The organism is Thiocystis violacea (genome assembly GCF_016583575.1).
Lineage (GTDB): Bacteria > Pseudomonadota > Gammaproteobacteria > Chromatiales > Chromatiaceae > Thiocystis > Thiocystis violacea.
Window position 1 is genome coordinate 1 of record NZ_NRRG01000100.1, and the last position, 7,182, is coordinate 7,182.

The 7,182-nt window shown below is 65.8% G+C and carries 6 protein-coding genes; 5 read left to right on the forward strand and 1 reads right to left on the reverse strand.

Going from position 1 to position 7,182, the window contains the following annotated elements:
• Positions 1-70: 70 nt before the first annotated feature.
• On the reverse strand, positions 71-820 hold the full coding sequence (locus CKO27_RS23000; protein WP_200377249.1) for a PD-(D/E)XK nuclease family protein: 750 nt from the start codon (positions 818-820) through the stop codon (positions 71-73).
• A gap of 67 nt (positions 821-887) precedes the next feature.
• Here CKO27_RS23000 and CKO27_RS23005 point away from each other — a divergent pair, with 67 nt between their 5' ends.
• The 5 genes from CKO27_RS23005 to CKO27_RS23025 all read left to right on the forward strand — a co-directional run.
• The gene (locus CKO27_RS23005; protein ID WP_420825862.1) at positions 888-2,039 is read left to right on the forward strand and encodes a GNAT family N-acetyltransferase/peptidase C39 family protein; all 1,152 of its coding nucleotides are present in this window, start codon (positions 888-890) and stop codon (positions 2,037-2,039) included.
• On the forward strand, positions 2,032-3,513 hold the full coding sequence (locus CKO27_RS23010; RefSeq protein WP_200377250.1) for a RimK family protein: 1,482 nt from the start codon (positions 2,032-2,034) through the stop codon (positions 3,511-3,513). The genes CKO27_RS23005 and CKO27_RS23010 overlap by 8 nt, the downstream gene beginning before the upstream one ends.
• A 4-nt stretch (positions 3,514-3,517) precedes the next feature.
• Entirely contained in the window at positions 3,518-5,011 is a 1,494-nt protein-coding gene (locus tag CKO27_RS23015) for an RsmB/NOP family class I SAM-dependent RNA methyltransferase (RefSeq protein WP_200377251.1), read from the forward strand.
• Between the two features lie 24 nt (positions 5,012-5,035).
• Positions 5,036-5,710 carry a carboxypeptidase regulatory-like domain-containing protein gene (locus CKO27_RS23020; RefSeq protein WP_200377252.1) on the forward strand — a complete coding sequence of 225 codons (675 nt, stop codon included), beginning with the start codon at positions 5,036-5,038 and terminating at the stop codon, positions 5,708-5,710.
• A gap of 248 nt (positions 5,711-5,958) precedes the next feature.
• Positions 5,959-7,182: methyl-accepting chemotaxis protein (locus CKO27_RS23025; protein ID WP_200377253.1), on the forward strand; the 1,224-nt coding region annotated here is incomplete at its 3' end.

The window sequence follows — 7,182 nt, forward strand, 5'->3', positions numbered from 1 at the left end:
GCTTGGGGGGGCATGGGATCCAGTTGTCAGTTGTCAGTTGTCAGTGGTGACCTTGGGGGCTGGGATTCGTTCACAGCGATTTCAGGTCGGTCGAGTCGCCGAAGGTTTCGATGCCGAGTTGTTCCGCGACCTTGAGCGCACGGGCGTCGATCATGGGCGAGATGACGATCAGGCGATTGGCCTGTCGCTGGTGCCGTCGCTCGTAGTAACGCGCCTTGCGTTCGAAGCTGTACATGCCGGCCTTGTCGATCGAGGATTTGAGTTCGCAGATCAGGAGCAGGCCGTTCTTGATGATGATGTCCAGTTCGATCTGCTCGGGGCGGCCGAAGACCTCGCCCTGGTCGTCGAATTCGTTCACGTTGATGACCTGGACACCGAAGCTCTCTTCCAGAATGCCGGCCAGGGCATCGCGGAACGCCCGTTCCGAACGCATCCCCCAGCGCGCGCCGATCCCGCCGATCGTGCGGTCGAATTTCCTGGACTGCGCCATGATCTCCTCGTGAACCAAGCGAAATTCCTCGCGCATGGCCGCCTGGTGCTCGCGCCACTGGAGGCTCTGCTCGTTCCATTTGCGGTTTTGTTCCTCCCACTTCTGGTTTTGCTCCTCCTGCTTGCGGTTTTGCTCCTCCCACTTGCGATCCTGTCGTTCGCGATCGCGGCGCAGTTCCGCCAGCAGCTCGTGAAAGCGGTCCTGGGTCTCGGCCCTGTCGGCATATTCGCGGCGCGTCAGATCCATCACGAAGGCCCGGAATTCGGGATCCGTGCGCAGGATGTCCGGCAGCTCGCGCCGAATGGCTTCCTTCAAGGATTCAGCGTTCATCGATCTTGCGTTTTTCAGCCTGCCCTGTAGATTGTAGGAGCTTATCCCGCCGCTTCGTCCATCGCCAGTGTCCACCCCTTCCGCCAGTCAGCCATTCCCGCCGCCGGGTCTTCGCCGCGCCGTCCCGGGCGATCTGAACGCCTTGCTGCGGCTGGAGAACGCCAGCTTCGAGACCGACCGCATCAGCCGTCGCCAGTTCCGCTATCTGCTGACCCGAGGGCGCGCGAGCACCCTGGTGGTCGAGGAGGAGGGCGTCCTGCTCGGCTATGTCCTGGTGCTGTTCAGCCGCGCGACCTCGGTGGCCCGACTCTACTCGATCGCCGTGGCCGAACAGGCGCGCGGACGGGGCATCGGACGCTGGTTGGTGGAGGCCGCCGAGCGGGCGGCCTGGGAACAGGATCGCGCCTATCTGCGCCTGGAGATCCGGCGCGACAACCTGGCCTCGCAAACCCTGTTCGAGCGCGCCGGCTATCGGCGCTTCGGGATCCTCTCGGACTACTACGAGGATCACGCGGAGGCGCTGCGTTACGAGAAGGCGATCTCGCCCGGTCTCAAGCCCGAACTCAAACGGGTGCCCTTCTACGAGCAGACCCTGGATTTCACCTGCGGCCCCTCGTCCCTGATGATGGCGATGCAGGCGCTGCGTCCCAGTCTGGAGCTGAGCCGCACCCTGGAGCTGCGCGTCTGGCGCGAGTCCACCACCATCTTCATGACCTCGGGACATGGCGGCTGCGGTCCACTGGGGCTGGCGCTGGCGGCCCATCGCCGGAACTTCATGGTCGAGGTCTATGTCAGCGACACCGGCGTGCTGCTGGTGGACTCGGTGCGCAGCCCGGAAAAGAAGGAGGTGATGCGCCTGGTCCACGAGGACATGCTGGCGGAGGCGGAACAGCGCGGCATCCCGGTCCACTACGAGACCCTGAGCATCGACGATCTGCAACGGCGCTGGGACGCCGGGGCGGTGCCCCTGGTGCTCATCAGTTCCTACCGCATCTATGGCGAGAAATTCCCCCACTGGGTCGTGATCACGGGCTTCGACGAGCACTTCGTCTACGTTCACGACCCCTATGTCGATTACGACGACGGAGAGAGCACGCTGGACTCGATGGATATGCCGATTCAACGCGACGAATTCACCCGCATGGTCCGTTACGGACGGGTGGGGCTTCAGGCCGTCGTTCTTATCTCCGAACCGAGGGAAGCCCGTCTCGATGGCTGAACATCTGCTGCTGGTGGAGCAACAGGGTGATTGGAAACCCGGCTTTCCACGTCTGCCCGTGGTCACGGCGCGGGACTATCTGTCTGGCGGCGAGCTGGCCTCCAAGCGCGATCTGCGCGTCATCAATCTGTGCCGGAGCTATCGCTATCTCTCGCTCGGCTACTACTGCTCCCTGCTCGCCGAGGCGCGCGGTCACAAGGTCATCCCGACCGTGCGCACCATCCAGGAGATCTCCAGCCGGGAGATCTACGACCTGGCGACCGAGGAGCTGAACGCCCTGGCGCAGCGCCTGCTCGGCCGACGCAAGACCAGCGCCCTGGTCCCGACCGCCTATGAGTTGACCATCTGTTTCGGCCAGTGCGACGTGAAGGAGTTGCAGCCCCTGGCGCGGCTCATCTTCGAGACCTTCCGCTGTCCGATTCTGAAGGTGGAGTTTCGTCTGCACGGGAGCTGGCGTATCGGGGCGATCAAGGCGCTGCCGATTACCTCCGTGGCGGACGACGGCGAGAGTCCGTTCTTCACGGCGCTGGAAGGCTATCTCTCGAAACGCTGGCGTCAGCCGCGTGCGCGGCTGTCCTATCGCTACGATCTCGCCATCCTGCACGACCCGGCCGAGGAACTGCCGCCCTCCGACAGCAAGGCGCTGACCCGCTTCGTCAAGGCCGGCAAGGCCCAGGGCGTCAATGTCGATCTCATCCAGCGCAAGGACTACAGCCGGCTCGCCGAGTACGACGCCCTCTTCATTCGCGAGACCACCCGCATCGGCCATCACACCTTTCGCTTCGCCAAGAAGGCCGACAGCGAGGGCATGGTGGTGATCGACGATCCGGACTCCATCCTGCGCTGCACCAACAAGGTTTATCTCGCCGAGCTGCTGGCTTCGCACCGGATCCCTCGCCCCAAGACCCTGGTGCTGCGCAAGGAAAACCTGATGGAGGCCGAGGAGCAAATCGGCTACCCGATCGTGCTCAAGATCCCGGAGGGATCCTTTTCACGCGGGGTCTACAAGGCCGAGGACCACGCCGGTCTGACGCGCATCGCGACCAAGCTCTTCAAGGAGTCCGATCTGATCCTGGCGCAGGAATTTCTCTATACCCCCTTCGACTGGCGCATCGGCATCCTGGGGCGCAAGCCCTTCTACGCCTGCAAGTATCTGATGAGTCGCGATCACTGGCAGATCGTCAAGCACGAGGTCGATGGCGGGCATGAGGAAGGCGGCTACGAGACGCTCGCGGTCGAGGATGTCCCGCCCGCCGTCATCCGCGTCGCGCTGCGCGCCGCCGACCTGATCGGCGACGGGCTCTACGGCGTGGATCTCAAGGAGACGCCCGCCGGCCCGGTGGTGATCGAGGTCAACGACAATCCAAGTCTGGACGCGGGTGTCGAGGACCGGGTGCTGGGAGACCAGTTGTATGAACGACTGATCGGCGAGTTCGTCCAGCGACTCGATCGGCGGCGTGTCGGAAAGAGATAAAGGCATGAATCAACGCACCGCCCGCGCCAATGCGGCCTCGTTCCATACCCCGGACCAGATCGCCGACTCGCCGCTCGCGCGCTATCGCGACCTGGTCGATGACTGGGACGCCTTCGCCGAGACGCTCTGTCGTCCCCTGCCGGTCGCGATCTGGGCCAATGCGTCGCGGATCCCGGTGGAGGAACTCGCCGGCCTGCTGCGCGAGCAGGGATTGAGTCCGACCCCGATCCCCGGCCTGCCGAACGCCCTTGGTTTGCCGCCGACGGTCAGCGCGGGACAGCACTGGTGGTACTGCGTGGGACTTGCCCATGCCCAGGAAGTGGTTTCGCAACTGCCGGTCGGTCTGATGGACCTGGCCCCAGGTCAACGGGTGCTCGACATGTGCGCGGCCCCAGGGGGCAAGACGGCTCAGATCGCCTTCGCGCTCGGCAATCGCGGCACGCTCCTCGCCAACGACATCTCATTCGCCCGTCTCAAGGCGCTGCAAGGCAACCTGGACCGGCTCGGCGTGGTCAACGTGACGACCACCCTCGGCGACGCCGCCAACTGGCCCACCGCCGGCGGCCAGTTCGACCGCATCCTGGTCGACGCCCCCTGTTCGAGCGAGGGCACGCTGCGACGCAATCCCTCGCTGTGGCGACGGCTCGGCACGGGGAATTCCGAGCGACTGGGGCCGCGACAGCGGGCGCTGCTGCGCAAGGCGGTCCAGCGCTGTCGTCCCGGTGGACGCATCCTCTATTCGACCTGCACCTTCGCGCCCGAGGAGAACGAGCTGGTGGTGGCCGATATCCTGGCTGAATTCCCCGGCAAGCTCCGTCTGCTGCCGGTCAGCATTCCCCATTTCGTCACGGCCCCCGGCCTCGTCGACTGGCAAGGCCGGACGCTCGCGCCCGAGCTGGCGCTGTGCCGGCGGTTCTGGCCCCATCACAACGACACCGGCGGTTTCTTCATCGCCCTGCTGGAAAAGGACGCGGGACTGCCGGCCGAGCCGGAGCCCGAACCGGCGGTCATGTCCACCGAGGAGCATGGCGACTGGCTGAGCGGGCTCGAGTCCAAGTACGGCCTGACCCCGGACTACTGGAGCCGCTACCGGGTCAACCGCCAGACCCGGCGCGGTCTGCATCTGATGGCCGCCGATCACCGTCCTCCGGCGGTTCCGCCGGCCGAGGGCCGGGGACTCTTCTTCCACCGCACCAACGTGCGTCCGCCCAAGCCCACCACGAGCGGGGCGCTGCTGATCGGACGCGATGTCGTGCGGTTTCGTCTGGAGCTGAGCGAGATCCAGCGCGATGCCTATCTGCGGCGCGAGACCTTCACGCCGACGCCCGAGCAAGCGGCGGAGACGCCGCCCGGACAGATCATCGTGTGCTATCTGGGCCATGTGCTGGGGGTCGCCGTGTGGCATCCATCCGGCGTCATCGAGAGCCTCTTCCCGAGCCGCTGGAGCGGCTGCGCGTCCGGGCCGGAGAGCGATCGACAACTGACAACTGACAACTGACAACTGAAATAAGGAGATGGCGTTATGAGACGACCCGAGATCCTGAATTGGCTGTTACCGCTGCTGGCGCTCTCTGTTCCCGCCGCGCCCTTGTTCGCGCAGTCCGTCGAGGAGCCGATCCAGCCCGAGCCGCGCGCGCTCGAGGGATCCCAGCCGCAATGGGTGATCGCCCCCGAGGGCGCGGCGGCGCCGGCCGCGCCTGAGTTTCCAGAGGGCGCGGTTCTGAGCGAGGGCGTCTTTCTGCCGCCCGGAACCGTTCTGCCGGGCGGGGCTATCCTGCCCGGCTCGCCGGCGCTGTCCGCTCCGCCCGTCGAGCCGGCCCCGACCCCGACCCCGGCCTCGGCCCCGGCGCCTCTGAGCGCGCTGGACGTGGACGCGGCGAGCGGCGTGCCCTACATCAGCGGCGGAATCGGCGTTTCCGGCCGCGAGGAGATGCAAGAGGTCAAATCCAAGTTCAATCTGCGACTGCTCTTCGCCGTGCAGGGTTCGGGCGCCTTTCTCGCCGATGTGCGGGTGCGGATCGACGATGCCGCCGGACCGACCCTGCTCACCGCCGTGTCCCAGGGTCCCTGGTTCTATACCAGTCTCGCTCCAGGCCGCTACATCCTGACGGTGAACAACGCCGGACAGGTCCAGACGCGCGAGGTCACGGTGCCGGAGACGGGCGCCATCGAGCAGTCCTTCTACTGGGCCGATTGAGCCGCCGATCAGGCGGCTGGTGCCGCCGCGGCATCGAGCCGCGCGGCCGCTAGCCCGAATCGGCGGTCCCTCCTTTCGAGAGCGTGACGTCCGTCACGCCCGGCTTCTATCTTCCGCGCCGAACTCGCGGAACAATTCCCGGCCTGCTCGACGCGGCCGAGCCGGATCCGGGGTCAGCCCACGCATCCCTGGTCGCTGGCGTCGGTATCGACGGTCGCGAGCCATCGGGAACCCCACGAGGATGTCGCATGAAAATCATCGAGAACGCCAACATCGGCACCAAGCTCATCGTGCTGGCGCTGACTCCCTGCATCGCCCTGGTACTGACCGGACTGGTCGCCACGTTCATGCTGCGGCAGATCCACGAGGGCGTCGATCGCATCTATCTGGATCGCGTCGTGCCGTTGCAGGGTCTCAAGACGATCTCGGACGACTATGCGGTGCTGGTCATCGACGCCGTCAACAAGGCCAATTCCGGGCGGATGTCCGCCGAGGAGGCGCTGAGCGGTATCCGACAGTCCCGCGAGAGTATCCAAGAACATTGGTCGGAGTACCTCCAGACACGGCTCACCCCGGAGGAAGCCTGGTTGGTGGAGGAGGCCAAACAGCTCTTCACGCGGGCCGACGAGGCCATCGATGGCTTGATGCGACACCTGGATGGCCTGCGGGGAAGCCTCGCCGGTCAACTGGATGGGTTCGACGGTCCGCTCTACGATCGAATCGATCCCGTCAGCGCCAAGCTTGCCGAGTTGATCGACCTGCAATTGGACGTGGCGCGTCAGGAGCGGGAAGCCTCTCACTCCATCTACGACGCCTCGCGGCGATCCTTCGCCGTGCTGGCCATCGTCTCCCTGTTTCTGGTCGTCGTCCTCGGCTGGCTCTTCCACCGCTCGATCATGCGACAGCTCGGCGCCTTGCGGCGAGCGATCCGGCACATTGTCGAGCACTCGGATCTGGCCACCGGAACCGGCTTGGTGGTCTCCAACGAAATCGGCGCGATCGCGCGGGACTTCGACCGCATGGTCGCCAGGCTGCGTGAACTGGTCGAGCACATGGCGGGTTCCTCGATGACCCTGTCCTCGGCGACCGGGCAGATGTCGGGCAATCTGGCGCGGGCACGGGAGGTCGCGCGCCGGCAGCATCTGGAGGCCGATCAGGTCGCCACCGCCATCGAGGAGATGACCGCCTCGGCCGAAGAGATCGCCCGCAACACGGCCTCGGCGGCGGATGCCACGCGGGAGTCCAAGCAACTGGCGGATCAGGGACGGACGGCCGTCAGCGAGACCATCGGCGCCATGTCCAGCCTGGCCGAGCGCATCGCCGACGCGGGCGAGAGCCTTCGCTCGCTGGAGCGCGACAGCCAGGATATCGGCAAGGTTCTGGACGTGATCCAGGCCATTACCAGCCAGACCAATCTACTGGCCCTGAACGCCGCGATCGAGGCGGCGCGGGCGGGCGAGGTGGGGCGGGGT